The sequence below is a fragment of the Roseobacter phycocola genome, from assembly GCF_042055075.2.
Classification (GTDB): Bacteria; Pseudomonadota; Alphaproteobacteria; order Rhodobacterales; family Rhodobacteraceae; genus Roseobacter.
In genome coordinates, this window is record NZ_CP194012.1 from 68823 (window position 1) to 86233 (window position 17411).

The 17411-nt window shown below is 62.7% G+C and carries 18 protein-coding genes; 9 read left to right on the top strand and 9 right to left on the bottom strand.

Annotation, left to right across the window (positions count from 1 at the left end):
* Window positions 1-23: 23 nt before the first annotated feature.
* The 3 genes from AB4K19_RS20815 (at window position 24) to AB4K19_RS20825 (ending at window position 2083) form a co-directional block, all read left to right on the top strand.
* Window positions 24-461, top strand: coding sequence for a c-type cytochrome (locus tag AB4K19_RS20815; RefSeq protein ID WP_436399610.1), 438 nt, complete (start codon window positions 24-26; stop codon window positions 459-461).
* 85 nt (window positions 462-546) lie between these two features.
* A complete protein-coding gene (locus AB4K19_RS20820) occupies window positions 547-1011 on the top strand; it encodes a YHS domain-containing (seleno)protein (RefSeq protein ID WP_375227347.1) in 465 nt (154 codons plus the stop codon).
* A gap of 358 nt (window positions 1012-1369) precedes the next feature.
* The gene (locus AB4K19_RS20825) at window positions 1370-2083 is read left to right on the top strand and encodes a VPLPA-CTERM sorting domain-containing protein (protein WP_436399611.1); all 714 of its coding nucleotides are present in this window, start codon (window positions 1370-1372) and stop codon (window positions 2081-2083) included.
* A 68-nt stretch (window positions 2084-2151) separates the two neighbouring features.
* Here AB4K19_RS20825 and AB4K19_RS20830 read toward each other — a convergent pair whose 3' ends face one another.
* Together AB4K19_RS20830 and AB4K19_RS20835 are read right to left on the bottom strand one after the other, a co-directional pair.
* On the bottom strand, window positions 2152-2544 hold the full coding sequence (locus AB4K19_RS20830; RefSeq protein WP_436399612.1) for a hypothetical protein: 393 nt from the start codon (window positions 2542-2544) through the stop codon (window positions 2152-2154).
* Window positions 2544-3221 carry a hypothetical protein gene (locus AB4K19_RS20835; RefSeq protein WP_436399613.1) on the bottom strand — a complete coding sequence of 226 codons (678 nt, stop codon included), beginning with the start codon at window positions 3219-3221 and terminating at the stop codon, window positions 2544-2546. The genes AB4K19_RS20830 and AB4K19_RS20835 overlap by 1 nt, the downstream gene beginning before the upstream one ends.
* A gap of 519 nt (window positions 3222-3740) precedes the next feature.
* Here AB4K19_RS20835 and AB4K19_RS20840 point away from each other — a divergent pair.
* Together AB4K19_RS20840 and AB4K19_RS20845 are read left to right on the top strand one after the other, a co-directional pair.
* The gene (locus AB4K19_RS20840; protein ID WP_375227343.1) at window positions 3741-5045 is read left to right on the top strand and encodes an AAA family ATPase; all 1305 of its coding nucleotides are present in this window, start codon (window positions 3741-3743) and stop codon (window positions 5043-5045) included.
* On the top strand, window positions 5042-6103 hold the full coding sequence (locus AB4K19_RS20845) for a ParB/RepB/Spo0J family partition protein (protein ID WP_375227342.1): 1062 nt from the start codon (window positions 5042-5044) through the stop codon (window positions 6101-6103). Before AB4K19_RS20840 ends, AB4K19_RS20845 begins: the two co-directional genes overlap by 4 nt.
* Here AB4K19_RS20845 and bchO read toward each other — a convergent pair.
* The 4 genes from bchO to crtA are packed head-to-tail and all read right to left on the bottom strand — an operon-like array spanning window position 6100 to window position 10343.
* Entirely contained in the window at window positions 6100-6909 is an 810-nt protein-coding gene (gene bchO, locus AB4K19_RS20850; protein ID WP_375227341.1) for an alpha/beta fold hydrolase BchO, read from the bottom strand. The genes AB4K19_RS20845 and bchO overlap by 4 nt on opposite strands.
* Before the next feature lie 58 nt (window positions 6910-6967).
* Window positions 6968-8629 (bottom strand): magnesium chelatase subunit D, encoded by a 1662-nt coding sequence (locus AB4K19_RS20855; RefSeq protein ID WP_375227340.1) that lies wholly within the window; start codon window positions 8627-8629, stop codon window positions 6968-6970.
* Window positions 8626-9630: a magnesium chelatase ATPase subunit I gene (bchI, locus tag AB4K19_RS20860; protein ID WP_436399614.1), complete on the bottom strand. Its 1005-nt coding sequence runs from the start codon at window positions 9628-9630 to the stop codon at window positions 8626-8628. The genes AB4K19_RS20855 and bchI overlap by 4 nt, the downstream gene beginning before the upstream one ends.
* Entirely contained in the window at window positions 9627-10343 is a 717-nt protein-coding gene (gene crtA / locus AB4K19_RS20865) for a spheroidene monooxygenase (protein WP_436399615.1), read from the bottom strand. The genes bchI and crtA overlap by 4 nt, the downstream gene beginning before the upstream one ends.
* 105 nt (window positions 10344-10448) lie before the next feature.
* Between crtA and AB4K19_RS20870 the strand changes: the two genes are divergently transcribed.
* Genes AB4K19_RS20870 through tspO form a run of 3 tightly spaced genes read left to right on the top strand, consistent with a single transcriptional unit; the run spans window position 10449 to window position 13539 of the window.
* On the top strand, window positions 10449-11996 hold the full coding sequence (locus AB4K19_RS20870; protein WP_436399662.1) for a phytoene desaturase: 1548 nt from the start codon (window positions 10449-10451) through the stop codon (window positions 11994-11996).
* The gene (gene crtB, locus AB4K19_RS20875; RefSeq protein ID WP_375227337.1) at window positions 11993-13051 is read left to right on the top strand and encodes a 15-cis-phytoene synthase; all 1059 of its coding nucleotides are present in this window, start codon (window positions 11993-11995) and stop codon (window positions 13049-13051) included. The genes AB4K19_RS20870 and crtB overlap by 4 nt, the downstream gene beginning before the upstream one ends.
* 5 nt (window positions 13052-13056) lie before the next feature.
* A complete protein-coding gene (gene tspO / locus AB4K19_RS20880; RefSeq protein ID WP_436399616.1) occupies window positions 13057-13539 on the top strand; it encodes a tryptophan-rich sensory protein TspO in 483 nt (160 codons plus the stop codon).
* 51 nt (window positions 13540-13590) lie between these two features.
* Here the strand turns inward: tspO and AB4K19_RS20885 are convergent, their stop codons facing one another.
* On the bottom strand, window positions 13591-14139 hold the full coding sequence (locus AB4K19_RS20885; RefSeq protein ID WP_375227335.1) for a TetR/AcrR family transcriptional regulator: 549 nt from the start codon (window positions 14137-14139) through the stop codon (window positions 13591-13593).
* Window positions 14140-14324: 185 nt separating this feature from the next.
* Here AB4K19_RS20885 and AB4K19_RS20890 point away from each other — a divergent pair, with 185 nt between their 5' ends.
* Window positions 14325-14798, top strand: coding sequence for a YHS domain-containing (seleno)protein (locus tag AB4K19_RS20890; protein ID WP_375227334.1), 474 nt, complete (start codon window positions 14325-14327; stop codon window positions 14796-14798).
* A 169-nt stretch (window positions 14799-14967) separates the two neighbouring features.
* Here the strand turns inward: AB4K19_RS20890 and crtC are convergent, their stop codons facing one another.
* Entirely contained in the window at window positions 14968-15840 is an 873-nt protein-coding gene (gene crtC / locus AB4K19_RS20895) for a carotenoid 1,2-hydratase (protein WP_375227397.1), read from the bottom strand.
* On the bottom strand, window positions 15837-17387 hold the full coding sequence (crtD, locus tag AB4K19_RS20900) for a 1-hydroxycarotenoid 3,4-desaturase CrtD (protein WP_436399617.1): 1551 nt from the start codon (window positions 17385-17387) through the stop codon (window positions 15837-15839). The genes crtC and crtD overlap by 4 nt, the downstream gene beginning before the upstream one ends.
* Window positions 17388-17411: the final 24 nt, after the last annotated feature.

Here is a 17411-nt window from a genome sequence, read left to right on the forward strand (position 1 = left end):
TATTATGGAAATACAGGCTTTTCATGAAACGGACATTCCTTCTCCTTCTGGTGGCACTTGCTGCGGGCACTGCCGCGCTGGCGCATCAGGGCGTCACAAATCCCGCGGTCATGGCCCGCATGCACGGTATGAGCGACATCGCAGGCCATATGAAGACACTGGGCACCATGGCAAAGGGCGAAACACCGTTTGACGCGGATGCTGCGCGTGCCGCCGCCGCAGGCATCTCCGACTATGCCGCCGAGATCCCTGCACTGTTCCGCGCGCCTGAGACGGACGCAAAATCCGAAGCATTGCCTGTGATATGGGATCGTTTTGATGACTTCGCCCGGCTGTCCACGGAGCTGGCGACAGTGGCAGACGGGCTGTCCCGGTCCATCTCCGGGCCGGATGACCTGCAACCGGCCCTGCGCGCTCTGGGCGGCAGCTGCCGGGACTGTCACCGCACCTACCGGCAGTGACACCTCCTCACAACGGTGTGTGACGGGTTGCACCGGCCCCATGGCGCCCCATCTCTTCAGCAACCAGACCAAAAGGAGAGACCCGATGCCCCTGACACGCCGCGCCTTTCTGATCACATCGGCCGCCATTCCGGCCGTGGCTGCCACAACAACACTGGTGCGCGCCGCAACGCCTCCGGTCTACATGGACCGCAACGGCACCGCGATCGATGGCTCTGATGCAGTGGCCTATTTCACCGAAGGCAAACCGGTCCGGGGCAATGCCGCCTTCACCCATGACTGGAACGGGGCCACCTGGCGCTTTGCCTCTGCCGCCAACCGAGACGCCTTTGCTGCAGACCCACAGGCCTACGCCCCTCAATACGGCGGTTACTGCGCATGGGCCGTCAGCGAAGGCTACACCGCCTCCACAGTGCCCGAGGCGTGGAAAATCGTCGACGGACGGTTGTTTCTGAATTACTCGCGCCGGTTCCAGCGCAAATGGGAACGGGATCAGGACGCACGAATCCGGGCGGGTGATGCAAACTGGCCCTCGGTGCTGAACGGCTGACCAGAACAGTCGCTCCGGGGCACGCCTGACGGACCGCTCCCGGCTGTCCGCAGGGTCTTCGAACCCTCACCGATTGTTCCCCGGGTCTGGCCTCTCGCCACAAGAGAAAATTTGTTGCCATATCCGAAACAATCAGCGGGTTTTCCCTGGCATTATGGCCAGATTGCAGAAATCTGACACAATTAGCGCAAATTGTTTGAAAAATTTTGCCGTCATTGCGATTATGCGGCATCGGACGGGGGGAACTCCGGATGCTGCGAGGGATATGTGCAGCGATGGACCGGCCGAATAGTTTAACAAACTGCTGCGGGAACTCACCCTGAACGGGACCCGCAACGTTACGAGGGGTGAAGTAACAATGAAGATGATAGCAATCGCGGCCGCTCTGGCCGCCTTGAGTGTGTCTGCGGTGTCAGCAGCAACAACAAAGATCGATTTCACAGCACCGGATTCACATTACTGGACATGGGGCGAAACCTTCGACTCCGAAGATGGTGAGCTGTCTGTTGATGTCACCGCGCACAGGTACAACAGTGACACCAAAGAGATCGGGTCGCGTATCTGGCTTGGTCAGTGGGAGGGCTATGGCCTTGGATCCTGCAGCTCGGCAAACCGCTATGGTTGCACCGACAACCACCGTGTTGACGGCTCGGTCAAAAACGATCTGATCAAGCTCAGTTTTGACCAGGACGTAACGCTGCATGAGATCGAATTTGGATCCTTCAGGTCGACCAATGTGCGCACAGTGATTGATCGCCGTTATGTTTGCGGCTGGTACGGTTGTTACTACAAGAACGTTTACGGCACCAAAACTCTGGTGGACAACTTTGATCTCTTTGCAGGCACCCCGCTGGAGTTCCTGTTTATGGACGATGTCCAAAGCACTCTGGCACTGGGTGAAAACGCTCCATCGGCCTCCATGTTCGGCATTGGCGCGCCTGCATGGGATGATGCTTTCAAAATCCTTTCTGTGACTGTGAAGGTAAACGAGGTTCCGTTGCCCGCCACAGGCCTGATGCTTCTTGCGGCGGTCGGCGGACTTGCCGCGCGCAAGGCACGTAAAAAGGCCTGATAGCTCATAATATCAAGGCAAAGGGCGGCTCTGACGAGCTGCCCTTTTTTCATTATTCCGCCGGGTTTTCAGAGCGTGCAGAACAAAGCCGAACGCATGTGAACCAGGGCCGCCAGCCAACTCGTCAGCACGGCGGCTATCGGCACCAGAGCGCCCCCCACCGCCTCCAGCCGCGGTCGTGCCAGGATCAGCAGGATCACAAGAACAACCGATCCGATCAGGAAAAGCCCTGCATTCACGGCCATGCCGCCGATGCCCAGCATGCAGGCGGGCCTGCCGGTCTGATCCACTGCCGTGAGGGCAAGCGCGGCCCCTGCCCCGGCCAGCTGAGCAAGAGCAATGCCGCCAGGCAGCCGCGCCGCACGCGGACGGTGCCGCATCGCTGACACGAGCCAGGCGGCCATCCAGGCCAGTGCTACCGCCCAGACCAGAGGCGGCATCGTCAGAACAAGAAAAGTCATCAGGTCACAATCCTGAGTTCGGAAACGTCGCTGTCCACATCCCGGCACGCCGTGAGCAGGCGCCGTTCGAGGTGTGTCTGCACATAGGCCGCATGAAAACGCGAGGGAGCCCGCAGCGTCAACCGGCCCCCTGCCCGCTCAACCCGTTCCAGCGCGGCAATCCACGAGGCATAAGTGCCCGCGTCCTCTGCGTGCAGGACCGCCCGGGCCAGCGCCCATTCCGTGCCTCCGGATACGTCGGGCGCAGGTACGTCCCCACGCACGGGTAAGGGCACCACAGCGGGCGTGTCCTGATGCCCCATGCGCAGTTCGAAATCAGGACCTACCGCAGCCCAGGTCGCTTCTGTATCAGCAAGAATACGATCAATCCCGAGACTGTATTCCGTGACTCTGCCCCGCGCGCCCTGGCGGCGCACACAGAGCCACCCCCGCGCCCGCAACAGGGACATCTCACGTTTGACGGTGCGTTCATCCACCGACCACAGTCGCGCAATCTCGCGCTGCCCGACAGCCAGTTCGTCGCGGGCCCAGTTGTATCTCGCGGTGATCAGGGTCATCAGCCTCAGCACACGTCTCTGATCATGCTTTCCCTGCGACAGGGCCAGTGCCCCCATCGCAGTCAGCAGATCATACTTGCGTGCAGATGCCCCACGACCCACAGGTCTCTGGGAAAGCATATCCTGCCCTCAATTTCAGTGATGCATCGGCCGGTGAGCGGTCCGTGCTGCCTCGGGAACCGGGCTGGTTGTCCAGCCTCTGTGCCAGATCATGCCTGATCTCGCCGTTTTTCGCAAACGATGTCTGATTTGCGTCCGAAGCGCCGATTCTGTCAAGGCTTTGTGTGGAATTGCCGGATACCTGGACCTCATGAAAAAGAAAAATCCGGTTTATATGGTATTGGGTGACACTCATGATGTCCCCTATTTGATTGCTTTTGTCCCCCAATCTGCAGTGTGCTTGTGAAACCTGTCCCCCTAAATCCAGGCAATTGCCCTGGCAATTCATGGGCAGTTCATTTTGCGGAACAGAATCACCGGAACACCTGTTCCCCGGGGAAATCCGGTGTTTCGGGTGATGTCGGCTACATCCGCCGTTTTACGATATTCCCTTTTGCCTTTTTCGCCAAATCCGCGTAAATCTGGAAAAAACAAGAATTAGCGTCCCCGCGGGGACAACAGACAGCAGACAGGCCGCGCATGTTCACGCACAAAGATCTCGCACAGCTGCAGGCACAATCTCTCCGGATGCAGGGATTTATCCGCCAGCAGACCTACAGCCCACAGAACGAAAAGACGCTGCGCCGGTTCTCAAGCTGGGAAGTGGCCGAGCTGATTTTCCGGGTGAACCAGTCAACGATGCGCGGACGGCTGGCGGCGGACCCTACCCTGCCCCAGGGCACGGTCGAGGCCGACGGACGCCAGCACTGGTACAGCCTCGAAGAGATCAACGAGATGCGCAGGCGGCTGAAAGTGAACCGCAAATCGCTGATGCCCTACCGGCCAGCGGGCAAGCGCGCGATGCGGGCGGCCATCGCCAACTTCAAGGGCGGTGCGGGTAAATCCACCGTGGCGCTGCATTTCGCCCATGCCGCGGCCCTTGATGGCTACCGGGTGCTCTGTGTTGACTTTGATCCGCAGGCCACGCTCAGCCACTCCATGGGGCTCAGCGACGTGGCGGAGGAGTACACCGTCTGGGGTATCATGGCACGCGATCTGGCCGCCGAGACGGAGCGCATGAACCGCAGCGCCCAGGGCGCCGAGAGCGGCACCGCCCTGCCCCAGCGCCGACTGCCGTCCAGCATCACGGATATGGGTCTGGGCGACCTGCGGACAACGGATTTCATCAAGCCGACGAACTGGCCGACGATTGATATCGTGCCTTCCTGCGCCAATGCGGCCTTTGTCGAATTTGCCAGCGCACAGTACCGGCACCTCAATCCCGAATGGTCGTTTTTTGCCGCCGTGTCGCGCTTTCTCGACCAGCTGCCAGCGGACGCCTATGATCTGGTGCTGTTCGACTGCCCGCCCGCGATTGGCTATCAGTCGATGAACGCGGTTTTTGCAGCCGACATGCTCTACATCCCCTCTGGACCCGGTTACTGGGAATACGATTCCACCACGTCATTCATCGGTCAGCTGGCCGAGGCGCTGGAGGATCTGAGCCGGTTTTCCGGACTTGTCCCCGCGGGGACAATGAACCTGCCCAAAACCTTTCTGGATCTGCGCTTCCTGCTCACACGCTTTGAGCCCAACAACGATCTGCACCGCGCGATGCAGCAGGCCTTTGTCAAAGTCTGGGGTGATAGGGTTGCAGAACACCCGATCGAAATGACGCGTGCCGTCGAGCAGTCGGGGCGTTTTCTGTCCTCGATCTACGAGATCGATTATCGCGATATGACCCGCGAAACCTGGCGGCGTGCCCGCGCCTCTTTTGACCAGGCCTATGCGGAATTCCGAACCCACCTTTGTACGGCCTGGGATCAGCTGGAGGATGAGCAATGAGCAAGCGGCGTGTCTTTGACATCGACTTTGACGAGGCGTCTGTCCCCGCGGGGACAGAGGATGAAGCCCCTGCCCGGCGCGGCCCGATGGCGGCGGCAATCTCCGAGAACGCAGAGGCGCTCAGCGCCCGCCAGTCTGCCGAGGCTGACATCCGGGCCGAAAATGACCGGCTGGCACATGAATACGTGGCGCTCAAAAAGAATGGTCAGATTCTTGACAGGATCGATCCTGCGCAGATCAGTGCCTCCAAACTGGTGCGCGACCGTGCCGCCGGGCGTGACCCGGAGCTGGAAGAGCTCAAGGCGTCGATCCGCGCGGTTGGTCTGTCGAATCCGATCCATGTTGAGGAGGTCGGGGATGGTTACGAACTGATCCAGGGTTTCCGGCGACTAAGCGCCTGGCGCGAGCTGCAGGCGGAAACCGGCGATGCCAGATATGCCACAATCCCCGCGACGCTTCAGGCGCGGGGTGCGCAGCTGGATCACCTTTACCGGCGGATGGTCGATGAAAACCTGGTGCGCCGCGATATTTCTTTTGCCGAGATGGCGCAGCTGGCCATGTCCTACGCCGAACGTGGTGGGCATACGGTGACCGATGCGATTGAAACGCTCTATGCCTCTGCGGGTCGTCAGAAGCGGAACTATATCGGTCATTTCGTGCGCCTTCTGGCGGCGCTTGGTGACGCGCTGAAGTTTCCTGAAAGCATTCCCCGGGCGACAGGTCTGAGCCTTGTGAAGCTGCTGGAGGCGAACCCGCGGTTCGCAGGCCAGGTCCGTGCGGTGCTGGACAGCCAGCCGGACCGGGATGCGCCCACCGAGGTGAGCCTGTTGCGTGGCGCCGTGGCCGGGGCCGCAAAGGCGCAGCCAAAGCCAGGCAAAGCTGTTGCACCACGCTCAACCGCGCGTACGACGATCCGGCTCAACCGGCCCGAAGGTGTTGCAAAGTGCACGGCGTCGGCAGGTAAGTTCGAGGTGCTGCTGGATCATGATTTCGGCACCGTTGACCCGCGCCGCCTGGAGCTTGCCGCGCGGGCATTTCTCGACAGCCTCAAAGACTAGTTCTCCAGAAAATCCAGGATATGACGGGCGACCCGTTCCGGGTCTTCCTCATGGGCAAGGTGACCCACGTCCTTCAGCAGGACAAAGGCCGCGCCGGGGATCTGTTGTGCGGCCTTCTGTGACACATCAGGAGGCACTGTTTTGTCCCGTTCACCGGCGATCAGCAAGGTGCGTGCAGTGAGGTCTGGCAGGCTTTTCAGCAAGCTGTCCAGCTCCCATTGCGCCATCATCAGCAGCGTCGCGTCTGCATGGTCGCGGTCAGCCACCAGCCGCCGGTACAGATCAATCCCGTAAGAGTCTAACTCAGAGCCTGTACCGCGGATCAGAGCGTTGACACGCGTGGGCGTGCCCGACGTGGCAGAGAACACGCGCGCCGTAAAGGGAACCGCTGCAAGCAGCTTTGCGAGCACCGGAAACAAGACCCCGGCAAGGCCCTGAAACGTGTCCAGTGCTGCATTGATACCGATGATGGCCGGTGGGTGTCCCCGCGGGGACAGCAGGCTGCCGGACAGGCGCAGAGCCAGCGCACCGCCGGCGGAATGACCGATGATGGCCTCCGGCTGCCAGCCCTCGTGCGCACAGAGCGCCAACACATCCTCTGCCATCGCGTCGAGCCCGCAGCGATGCCTCGCACCCAGCTGCGTAAACCCCTGACCTGGCAGATCGATGGCGACCACGTGAAAGGACGCGGCAAGGATCGGGATCAGTGCGCGGAAGGAATGTGTGCTGCCACCGGCGCCATGCAGCAGCAGGATCAGCGGGCCGGTGCCGGTCTCCTGGACGTGCCAGCGGTGCGGCCGCGACATCACCTGCCGTGAGATGCCCGGGTGGGGCCAGTCATCTGGTGGGGGCCATTGCACGGCCTCAGCCGTCCAGAGCGGCGCTCACAGCGCCTGTGAGGCGTTTTGCGTCTGCGCGGGGCAGGGCGAGGTATGGAGCGTCCAGGCGCGCTGAGAGGGCTTTGAGGGCGTCCTGAGGCCGTGTCGACATGTCGATAACCAGCGCGCCGATGCCCTGAACACGCAAAACGTCAGCAAACTGCTCGGTGTCTCTGGCTGCCGCAGCCCGGTCCGGGGTGCCATCAAGTGCCACGTTTGCGCGTCCGTCGGTCAGCACGACAACGGTTGGAGTAAGGCCGCGGGCCCGGCTTTGCGTGGCAAGGGCGGCTGCCTGCTCCAGCCCTGCTGCCAGAGGCGTGCCACCGCCGCCGGGCAGGCTTGCGAGCCGTCGCTTGGTCTGGACCAGCGAGCGGGTTGGCGGCAGCAAAAGTTCCGCGCCCGTGCCACGAAAGGCGATCAGGGCCACGTGGTCCCGCGCGGCATACGCCTGGGCCAGCAACATCTCCACCGCGCCCTTGGCCTCGTTCAGGCGTGACACGGCGGCGGAGCCCGAGGCGTCGACTGTGAAGATCAGCAGGCGGTCGGACTGCTCCTCGAAGCGCTTGAGGCGGATGTCCGCAGGGCGGATCAGAAGCCCCTTTCTGTCCGGTTGCGCGCGGCGGCGCAACGGCTGCCACGGCGCCGCGGCCCGAAGGGTGGCGACAAGATCAATGCGCGACGTGCCATCAAGCCGTCCGGGGCGGGAGGGCAGGGGACGTCCGCGCCGGTTGCCCTTGCGCGCCTTGCCTGCGCCTGCACCACCCGAACACGGGGCTGTCCCCGCGGGGACAAGACCGGCCAGCAGATCAGCGGGCAGCAGCGCCTGCACGGCGTCCACGAGGATATCGCCGTCCGGCAGGCTGTCGGTATTGCCGGGATCGCCGTCAGTGTCCTGTGGCTTATCCGGTGGCGGAGGGGCAGGGGGCTCGTCGGCTGCGTCGGTTTCTTCCGGCACGCAGGTAGCGCGATGCGGGAATACCAGCATGGCGGCGGCTTCAATGTCCGCATCGGTAACCGCCATCCTGCCGTGAAACCCTGCGTGCGCCCGGGCCACCCGCAGCGCCATCAGCGGCGCGCGCAGGCTGTTGATCCCGAAGCGTGCGGCCAGCAGTGTCAGTGCCTCGCCCGTGCCATCCGGGACAGTCACAACAGAGGGGTCAGTGGTCGTTGTCCCCGCGGGGACAGGCGCCCAGTCCATGGGCATCCGGCCCTCGGGCGCGAAGCGGAACGGCAGGCGCTCCGAGAGGCTCGCGGGCAGCGTTTCGTCCGGTTCGGCACCCTCGTCGAGCGCCAGAATGCAGTGCCCGGCATCCATATCCAGCTGCTGCGCCAGCCGCGCGGCCAGCCCGGCAGAGCAACGTTCCGCCATCGTCAGGATGGCTGTACAAGAGCTATGAAAAAATCCTGAATTTTCAATTAGTTGACTCGACTCAAGCGTCGCGCTGAGGTCAATGCCGCCAAACAGCTGTTCATCGGTTATGCCGGGATGTATGCGCCTTGCCTGGAGGTCTTTCAGCCCGTCGAGAACCCGGTCCCGCGCGGGGCCTGCACGCATCCGGATATGCGCGCCGCCCAGACGCTGTGGATCGAACAGCAGCAGACCCGCGCCGAGTGCGGCAAGGTGCCAGCTGTCGGCCTTGCCGCTCACCCCAGCACGTCCCCGACGATGCGTCTGACCCGCTCGCCGGAGCCGGCTTCATCCAGTGGGTCGCGGCGCAGGCGGTGGGACAGGGCGGACGGAGCGATTTCGCGCAGATGATCGCGTTTGAGCTTGCGCGCGCCCTGCCAGGCGGCGAGCGCGCGGGCGGTGCGCAGCAGCGTCAGCTCACCACGTAATCCGTCGGAGCCAAGGGCGATACACAGTTCGGCGCAATCGGTCAGGATGTCGTCCGGGGTCTGGATTTTCGCCAGCCGTTTGCGCGCCTTGAGGATCGTGTCCCGCACCTCTGCGTCGCGGGCGGACCAGGTTTCCATGAACCCGCCCGGATCAGTCTCGAAAGCGTCGCGCCGTCGGATCACTTCCACCCGTTCTGCTGCATCAGACGGTGAGCGGACCTCCACCGACAGGCCGAACCGGTCGAGCAGTTGCGGGCGCAGTTCGCCCTCTTCCGGGTTGCCCGATCCGACCAGCACAAACCGTGCAGGGTGCCGGATCGACAGCCCCTCGCGTTCGACGACATTCTCGCCCGACTGAGCTACATCCAGCAGCAGATCCACGATGTGATCCTCCAGCAGATTGACCTCATCAATGTAGAGGTAGCCGCGGTTGGCCCGGGCCAGAAGTCCCGGTTCAAAGGCCTTCTCTCCGCGTGTCAGGGCCCGTTCGATATCAAGCGCTCCGACCACGCGGTCCTCTGTTGCTCCAAGCGGCAGGTCGATGACCGGGGTGGGTCGGGTTACAAGCTTTTTCGAGCCTAATTCAGCCCAGTCGGGGCATTCTGCGACCTTTGGCGCATTCACGGGGCAGCCTTCGACCATCCGGATGGGTGGCAGCAGGGCTGCGAGGGCGCGCACGGCCGTAGACTTGCCGGTGCCGCGGTCTCCGAACACCAGCACGCCGCCAATACCGGGATCGACCGCGGTGAGGATCATGGCCTGTTTCATCTCGTGCTGGCCGACGATGGCCGAGAAAGGGAAGGGGGTCTTCATACGGGAATTTCCAGATGTTTCAGGGGGCTGGAGCCGCCCCAGGTGCCGGTATCGCCCAGAATGGCGAACCGTGCGTAGAGTTCTTCGGAGAACCAGTTGCCGTCACGCACCGCGCGGATGGCGGCGGCGTGTGGCCCGTTTGTCCGGGCGAAGGCGGCCATGCTGGTGGCGTCCGGCCAGATGGAGAACGTGACCTGATGCAGCAGGGGCACCTCTCCGATGCCGATTTTGAAGGCAACATTCCGGTCAGAGCCGATCATCCGGCTGATATCGGGCACGCGTTGCCAGAACTTCATTGCGATTGAGGGCCTGATTGTCGCCCGGGTCAGCGCGGCCAGCGGCCCGGATGGCGTCCGGCCGGTCGGTGAAAAGGGCTCCGTCCCGGACCAGCGTCCGCGTGAAGTGCTCGTTTCCAGAATCACCGTCCAGCTTTCGGTGGCGCGGTTGTGGTACCGGCGGAAAACCGCAGCCTTGCTGGTCTGCTGCCGCGCCGTTTCTGCGTCGGGCCAGCTGGCGAGAATGGCGTAAACGGCGGTGTTTGGCACGGGGGTGAACCCCTCACCGGTCCCGGAGCCGCAGAGTTTCCAGAACCCGATCTGCGGCACTTTTGGCAGGGCAAAACGGGCCGCACCCATCATCCCCAGAGCCCACGCGCGCGCAACCGGTCCCGCAAAGCGGAAAAAGCTCAGTGTGACGATCGGAGTGTCCTTCATGGCGCGCGCTGGTCTCAAAAGTGTCAACTAAGTCTGACACGCAATTGCGCAAATGGGAAGAACACAATTGTAAATCAAACTGGACACATTTACTGTATGCAGGTGATGACACGTGTTGATCCCATCGAATCTGTTACCACCGACACCGGACGCTGTGACCGGGCGATCGTTATTGGCGCAGGTCTGGGCGGTCTTGCGGCGGCCATGCGTCTGGGCGCGCGGGGCTACCGGGTGACGGTGATCGACCGGCTGGACGTGCCGGGCGGGCGCGGTTCAGCCATATGGCAGGACGGGCACCGGTTTGACCTCGGCCCCACGATTGTCACCGTGCCGCAGCTTTACCGTGAGCTCTGGGCAGCCTGCGGGCGGGATTTTGACGCTGACGTCACGCTGAAGCCGCTTGATCCTTTTTACGAGATCCGCTGGCCGGACGGCGCAACGTTTACGGCGTCTCAGGACACAGACCGGATGCGCGAAGAGGTGGCACGGCTTTCGCCCTCAGATGTGCCCGGGTTCGAACGTTTTCTGGAAGACAGCGCACGTCGGTACTGGTTCGGGTTCGAGGATCTGGGCCGCCGGTCGATGCACCAGCTGTGGGAACTGATCAAAGTGCTGCCGACCTTTGCGCGTCTGCGTGCGGACCGGTCGGTCTATGCCCATGCCGCGTCCCGCGTGAAGGACGAAAAGCTGCGCATGGCGCTGAGTTTCCATCCGCTTTTCATTGGCGGTGACCCGCTGCACGTGACGTCGATGTATATCCTTGTGGCCTATCTCGAAAAGGAATTCGGCGTCCATTATGCGATGGGCGGGCTTGCCGGTATGGCGCAGGCCATGGCCAATGTGATCGAAGGGCAGGGCGGTACGCTGCTGATGGACACAGAGGTTGATGAGATCGTTCTGCGCGACGGAGCGGTGAGCGGCGTGCGTCTCAGCAGCGGGCTGGAGATGGGTGCGGATATCGTGGTGTCGAATGCGGATTCAGGACACACCTACAATCATCTTTTGCGCAACCACCGGCGCCGTCGCTGGACACCGGCACGGCTGGCGCGGACGCGGTATTCCATGTCTCTGTTTGTCTGGTATTTCGGGACAAAAGGCACGCAGCAGGAGTGGCCGGATGTCGGACATCACACCATCCTGAATGGCCCGCGCTACAAAGGCCTGCTGCGGGACATCTTCATCAAAGGCAAGCTCTGCGACGACATGAGCCTGTATATCCACCGGCCTTCAGTGACGGACCCGTCGGTCGCCCCGGAGGGCGACGATACCTTCTACGTGCTCAGTCCGGTGCCGCATCTGGGTCACGACAATGGTGTGGACTGGTCCGTGGAGGAACCGAAGTACCGCGAAAAGATGCTGCAGGTGCTGGAACAGCAGGTGATGCCGGGGCTGCGCGACCGGATCAGTACCGAGGTGATCTTTACGCCCGAGACGTTCCGCGACCGTTATCTGAGCCCGTTTGGTGCTGGATTCTCCATCGAGCCGCGCATTCTGCAGAGCGCATGGTTCCGGCCGCACAACGTGTCCGAGGAAGCGAAGGGGCTGTACCTGGTCGGAGCGGGGACCCATCCGGGGGCTGGTGTGCCCGGCGTGATCTCCACGGCGGAGGTTCTGGACCGTCTGGTGCCCGATCCGCAGGGGGTCAGATCATGAGCGCCCGCCGGTCCAGTGCGATCGCGCCGGATGACATGGCGCATTGCCGGGAGGCGATACGGCATGGGTCTTTGTCCTTTCATGCCGCGTCAAAGCTGTTGCCCGCACATGTGCGCGACCCGGCGCTGGCGCTTTATGCATTCTGCCGGCTGGCCGACGACGAGGTTGATCTTAAAGCGGATAAGGTCGGGTCGGTGCTGCGCCTGCGTGACAGGCTGGATGCGGTCTATGCCGGACGTCCGGAAAACGCACCGACAGACCGCGCTTTTGCTGCGATGACGGAACAGTTTGAAATGCCCCGGGCGCTGCCGGATGCGCTGCTGGAGGGGCTGGCCTGGGATGCCGATGCCCGGCGGTATGAGACCCTGTCCGGGGTTATGGATTATTCTGCGCGTGTGGCGTCCGCTGTGGGGGCCATGATGTGCGTGCTGATGGGCACGCGCGATGCCGATGCCCTGGCACGCGCCTGCGATCTGGGCGTCGCGATGCAGCTGACAAACATTGCGCGCGATGTGGGCGAAGACGCGCTGGAGCGGCGGATTTACCTGCCGCTGGAGTGGCTGGAGGAGGCCGGGATCGACCCGGAAACCTTTGTCAGTGATCCGCGACCGACCAAGGCGGTACGCATGATGGTCCGCCGCCTGGTGATGGAGGCCAATCGTCTCTACATGCGGTCTGAGGCCGGGGTTGGTGCCCTGCCGCGCAGTTGCCGGCCCGGGATCTACGCGGCGCGGTTCATTTATGCCGGTATCGGCGGGCAGCTGCGGCAGATGGGCTACGATTCCATTTCCGCCCGCGCCCGCACGTCGAAATGGCAGAAGATCGGCTGGCTGGGCCAGTCGGTGCTGCTGAGCGGTGCCAGCATGGTCATGCCACGGTCTGCCGTGCTTTATGCAAAGCCGCTGCAAGAGGTGCAGTTCCTGGTAGATGCGGCGGCGCGCGGCGGGCCTGTGGCCTCGCGCAGTGATGCGCTGATTTCGGTGCTGAGCACGCTTGAGCAGCACCGCCGCAATGAACGCGCGCGCCTGACCGGGCGGCGCACGGGAGTGACATAACCGCTATGTTCTGGCTGTTGTTCTCTGTCTTTCTGGTGGCCTGTCTCGGGGCAGGGGCTACAGGCGGTCTGTTTCCGCCGGGACCCTGGTACAGGGCGCTGAACAAACCCTGGTTCACGCCGCCGGACTGGGTGTTTCCGGTGACATGGCTGGTGCTTTACATCTGCATGGCGACGGCAGGGGCAAGGGTTGCGATGGCAGAAGGAGCCGGTCTGGCGCTGGCGCTCTGGGCGCTGCAGATCGCGTTCAATGGGCTCTGGACACCGGTGTTCTTTGGCCTGCGCAATATCCGGCTGGGCATGGCCGTGGTCTCTTTTCTCTGGCTCACGGTTTTCTTTGCTATGGTGGCGCACTGGCAGGTGGACACGCTCGCCGGGGTTCTCTTTGTGCCCTACCTGGTGTGGGTGACGATTGCCGCCGCGCTGAACGCCGGGGTCTGGCGCATGAACCCGGATGCCGCGCGCAATCCGCCTGACATCGCATCCTGAACCCGTCCTGCGGGTTGTTGTCTGGCCAAATGGGTTTTCCGGTCCGGGACCTCAGATCAGAGACCGCAGCCGCCCTTCCCAGTCTGCTGCCGTACCGCCGGCTTTGCCCATGGCCTGCTTGCCGAAATAGAGATGCAGGATCAGATCGGCGGTCTCCTGCAGGTCGCGGTCTGTGGTGTTCTGCCGGTACTGCTGCAGCACGGACAGAATCGCCTCGCGCAGCCGATCCGCCATGGCCTGAACCTTTCGGGCTGCCCTGGGGTGGTCCGGACCCATTTCGACCATGGCATTGCAGATAAAGCAGCCACGCCGGTCGGTATCGTTGCCCTGAAACAGCGGCATGAGACAGGCAACCGCGGTCGGCTCGTTGCAGCGGCCCAGCATCTCTACTGTCCTGCTGACAACGGCCTCGTCGTAGCAGTCCAGGGCCTCAAGATATGTCGCTTCCTTGTCGCCGAATGCCTGGTAGAAACTGCCGCGCGTCATTTCCATCGCCGCCAGCAGATCCGGCAGAGTGGTTGCCCGGTATCCCTTTTGCCAAAAGATATTCATGGCACCCTGCAAGGCGTCTTCGTAGTTAAATTCGCGGGGTCGGGCCATGCCTGTTCCTCAGAAAATCTGATTTTCGTACATAAAAATAGAGCCTGCGTCACCTCACGCAAGGCTCACATTTAGTTGTTTTGTACTATTTGGTCTTAAACGGTATTTCTCTGGGTGTCCCTCACAGACGGGACCTGAACTCCACGACCGGCATTACCCACGCCCCGCACTCAGAAAGGAAGACAATGAACATCATCAAATCCGCAGGCCTCGCCGCCGCCGTAACCCTGGCCGTTGCCACAACCGCACTGGCCGCGGGACCCGAACTGAATGCATCTTCCACAGGTCTCGCGCTGCAGGGATATGACCCTGTTGCCTATTTCACCCAGGGTGAAGCGACCAAAGGCAGCTACAAGATCACCACGATCCACAACGACGCGACATACTGGTTCTCCAGCGAAGAGCACAAAGCCACTTTTGAGGCGAACCCGGATGCCTATGTGCCTGAATATGGCGGCTACTGCGCATTCGGCGCGGCCATGGGTTTCAAATTCGACGGCGACCCGCACCACTGGAAAATCGTTGACGGAGAGCTGTATCTGAACCTGTCGAAAGACATTCAGGAGCGTTGGTCGACAGACATTCCGGGCTTTATCCAGCAAGCGGATAACAACTGGGAAACCATCGAAGACGCGACACCTGCATCGCTGCAGCAATAACCAATCCGTATAGCGCAGGGACTGTCGAAATCTCCGCCTGCGCTGTACCGGCGGCACTGCACCTGGCCCACGAATGTGACAGTGCCGCCATTTTGCTTCACCGGATGACGGTGCCGGCGTCCGTCTGCTGCTTTTCGGCGACACGCCCGACCGGTATTGTCCCTGTCCTTCAGGCCCAGTTCCAGTTTCTGCGTCTTGGTACCCGCACCGCCAGCATCGGTTTGAGAAGCGGGGAGCGGAAGCGCCGCAGGTCCAGCGCTTCATGCACGCCGGTGGTCCGTTCTCCGTCGAGCACCGTTTCCACTGCAGAGCGCGAATAAAACGGAGCATCCAGCATATTCAGTTTCTGTCTTGCGCGCGCCCCGGCGTCAGCCCGGGTTTCGCGGGCGACGGCCCAGAGACTGCGGCGCATGCGCGCTTTGGGGGGCAGGGGGATCGCTGCGGCCTGACCCTGGTGATCGAAACGGAAACCGGCGGCCAGTTCTGACCCGTCCAGCCGGGTGGCGTCATAAAAACAGGTCGCCCCTCGCGACGTGGGATAGCGGCCCCAGGTCCAGTAGCTGAAGTCCTCTTCCAGCGCGCGGGTCCCGAAATTGGCATCGAAATAGCCTTCGCCCTGCCACTGCCAGCCGGGTCTGTCGATGTTCACCTCGATGCGTGAACAGGGCGCAAAGGGGCGCCAGATATGCGCACCGTCCGGTGTCAGCGGCAGTTCAACCGAAGTTACCGCAGACGGGGTCACGGTGATGGTGCCGCGAATACGGCTGATGATAGGCGGGCCGGACACTTCGTCGATGTCGATCACAAGCCTGCCCTGATCCCAGCGCATCATCGAAGGGCCGACCTGAAACCGGCTGCCGGTCTGGCGCAGGGCGTTTTCACCGCGATCCGTCATGGTGAACCGCCCGCCGGGCCCATAGGTTGCCACATTGATACAGACGTGATTCTGCGGGTTTTTCCGCCCCGACCAGCGGTACCAGGGCGAGAAGACTGAGCCGATAAAACCGATGACCGAGACCGCGCGTTTGCCGCAGTCGCTCAGACCGTCGACGTACCACCAGGCATAGCCGTTGGGCGCGACGGGGATGTCAAAGTTTGGTCGCTTAAGATCGCCGCGGCCGCGTGCCGGGCGGAGAGTGTCGCCATGGGCACACCGGCACCCGGGTGCGTGCCGCCCCCCGCCAGCCAGAGCCCCGGGACAGATGTCTGTGCTGTCGGGCGTTTCAGCGCGGCGGTCATGCCGTGCGGGGTCTGGCCGTAGAGCGCGCCCAGCGTGTCCGGAAACAGCCTGGCGAAGGTCTGTGGTGTCGTAACTGTCGTCACTGCCGGTTCCGGGCTGAAAGTCAGGCCGAAACCCGCCATCTTCTGCATGATCTGATGATGCCATTGGTCGAGGTCCTCGGGAATGCCGAATGTGTCTGTTGCCGGGGCGTTTGTGATGATCTCAAAACGTTCCGTTGTGGGGGGCGCTGTGCCCTGGCCGCGGTCGCAGGCGCACAGGTAGAGTGTGGGGTCGCGTGGAACCCGGCCTGCCTCGAGGTCCAGAAACTCCGCGTCCGGATCGGCGTCAAAAAAGACGTTGTGATGCGCGAGTGCCGGTCCATCGGGGCGTGCCGCAAAGCTGTAAACCCGTGCCGAGAAAGAGCGGGGCAGGCTGGCTGTCTGTGGTGCGACCTGCTGCAGGTCACGGCCCAGCCTGCCGGTGGCCAGTGAGCGCGGGTCCCCGGCATAGACCACGGTGTCCGCATCAAGAAAGGCCCCGCAGGACAGCGTTACGCCGTTTACCCGGCCGCCTTTCAGGCAGATCTCTTTCACATCCTCTCCCAGGCGGATGTCTGCGCCTTTGCGCCGGGCAAGGGTGGCCACGGCTTCGGCCAGGTGGTGCATGCCGCCCTCGACGACCCAGACGCCGGCAGCTTCGGCTTGCCAGATCAGGGAAAGGATCGCCGGGCTCAGGTGCGGCGCGCCGCCCACATAGGTGGCATAGCGACCGAAAAGCTGTGCGAGGCGCGGATCAGAAAACTGCCGGGTCAGCGCGGTGCGCAGAGAAGACAGGGGCGACATCGCCCGGATCAGGTCTGGCTGGTGCAGAACATGTGGCACCAGTTCCGAAAGGCGGGGTTTTGCCGCCTGCATCATCGGCGCATCGAAGGCCTGAAACAGCCGCGCGGTCCGGGCATTGAAAGCGCGGAATTCTTCAGCCGCCTTTGGTCCTGCAAATCCGTCAATGGCAGCAGCACTTTTCTGCGGGTCCTCAAAGAGATCCAGCGTGCTGCCGTCGGGCCAGAAATGGCGCGCGAGGGTTGTTTGCCGGTGCAGGGTCACGTGATCTTCGAGCCGCGCCCCTGCAGCGTCAAAAAGGTCGTCAAAAACGTGTCGCATGGTCAGCACTGTTGGTCCGGCGGCAACCGGCCCTGCATCGCTGGGCAGGGTTCTGATCTTGCCGCCTGCGTGACCGTGACGTTCCAGCAGGGTGACCGCCATACCGCCCGCCGCAAGCCGCAGCGTGGCCGCAAGACCGGCAATGCCGGCGCCGACGACGATGGCGCGCGGGCGGTCCGGCAGCAGAGGGGCGGTTTGAAGGTGCATAGGGGATTGTTGACTCACTGAGCC

Excerpts from the sequence above, each read along its gene's own strand:
- AB4K19_RS20815 (WP_436399610.1), top strand. The coding sequence starts at position 24 with ATGAAACGGACATTCCTTCTCCTTCTGGTGGCACTTGCTGCGGGCACT.
- AB4K19_RS20820 (WP_375227347.1), top strand. The coding sequence starts at position 547 with ATGCCCCTGACACGCCGCGCCTTTCTGATCACATCGGCCGCCATTCCG.
- AB4K19_RS20825 (WP_436399611.1), top strand. The coding sequence starts at position 1,370 with ATGAAGATGATAGCAATCGCGGCCGCTCTGGCCGCCTTGAGTGTGTCT.
- AB4K19_RS20830 (WP_436399612.1), bottom strand. The coding sequence starts at position 2,544 with ATGACTTTTCTTGTTCTGACGATGCCGCCTCTGGTCTGGGCGGTAGCA.
- AB4K19_RS20835 (WP_436399613.1), bottom strand. The coding sequence starts at position 3,221 with ATGCTTTCCCAGAGACCTGTGGGTCGTGGGGCATCTGCACGCAAGTAT.
- AB4K19_RS20840 (WP_375227343.1), top strand. The coding sequence starts at position 3,741 with ATGTTCACGCACAAAGATCTCGCACAGCTGCAGGCACAATCTCTCCGG.
- AB4K19_RS20845 (WP_375227342.1), top strand. The coding sequence starts at position 5,042 with ATGAGCAAGCGGCGTGTCTTTGACATCGACTTTGACGAGGCGTCTGTC.
- bchO (WP_375227341.1), bottom strand. The coding sequence starts at position 6,909 with ATGTCGCGGCCGCACCGCTGGCACGTCCAGGAGACCGGCACCGGCCCG.
- bchI (WP_436399614.1), bottom strand. The coding sequence starts at position 9,630 with ATGAAGACCCCCTTCCCTTTCTCGGCCATCGTCGGCCAGCACGAGATG.
- crtA (WP_436399615.1), bottom strand. The coding sequence starts at position 10,343 with ATGAAGGACACTCCGATCGTCACACTGAGCTTTTTCCGCTTTGCGGGA.
- AB4K19_RS20870 (WP_436399662.1), top strand. The coding sequence starts at position 10,449 with ATGACACGTGTTGATCCCATCGAATCTGTTACCACCGACACCGGACGC.
- crtB (WP_375227337.1), top strand. The coding sequence starts at position 11,993 with ATGAGCGCCCGCCGGTCCAGTGCGATCGCGCCGGATGACATGGCGCAT.
- tspO (WP_436399616.1), top strand. The coding sequence starts at position 13,057 with ATGTTCTGGCTGTTGTTCTCTGTCTTTCTGGTGGCCTGTCTCGGGGCA.
- AB4K19_RS20885 (WP_375227335.1), bottom strand. The coding sequence starts at position 14,139 with ATGGCCCGACCCCGCGAATTTAACTACGAAGACGCCTTGCAGGGTGCC.
- AB4K19_RS20890 (WP_375227334.1), top strand. The coding sequence starts at position 14,325 with ATGAACATCATCAAATCCGCAGGCCTCGCCGCCGCCGTAACCCTGGCC.
- crtD (WP_436399617.1), bottom strand. The coding sequence starts at position 17,387 with ATGCACCTTCAAACCGCCCCTCTGCTGCCGGACCGCCCGCGCGCCATC.